Source organism: Caulobacter sp. 05T431, assembly GCF_056665975.1.
Genome location: NZ_JBFTKU010000096.1, coordinates 1 through 494, shown reverse-complemented (window position 1 = coordinate 494; position 494 = coordinate 1). Strand labels below are relative to the sequence as shown.

The following is a 494-nucleotide window of genomic DNA, read 5'->3' as shown; positions in this document are numbered from 1 at the left end:
GGCGTACATGGATGAGTTCGCCTCGCGCCACGCCAACGTGACGGTGCACCACCAGGAGAATCACGGTTGGCCCGGTCAGCCTCGAAACGTTGGCATCGCAAGCACGACGGGGAGGTACTTGTTCTTCGCCGACGCCGACGACGTACTTGCTCCGCAAGCGCTGAGGGAGCTGGTTGCCTTTGCCGACGCTCACGGTTCCGACGTCGTCATTCCGTCAATGGCAGGAACTCACGGCCGCATTGTCCCTCCCTGGCTTTACATCAAGACTGACATAGACGTTGCTTTGCCTAAGGCGTTCAAGACGCTTGCCCCGCAAAAGCTTTACCGGCGCTCATTGCTGGCCGATAACGACATCCGCTTTCCTGAAGAGAAGGTTCGCCTCGAGGACGGAATCTTCAACGCGGCGGCCTACCTCGCCGCGAAACGAATCTCGGTCTTGGGCGGCGAAACTCTCTACTTCCTGCGCAATCGAGACGACGGAAAGAACATCAGCT

Annotated in this window: 1 protein-coding gene; it reads left to right on the top strand. The window is 58.9% G+C overall.

Annotated features, from left to right (window positions below; genetic code table 11):
* Positions 1-7 precede the first annotated feature (7 nt).
* Positions 8-494, top strand: a 487-nt coding sequence (locus AC1U89_RS24675; RefSeq protein ID WP_479902243.1) for a glycosyltransferase family 2 protein, incomplete at its 3' end; no start/stop codon positions are given.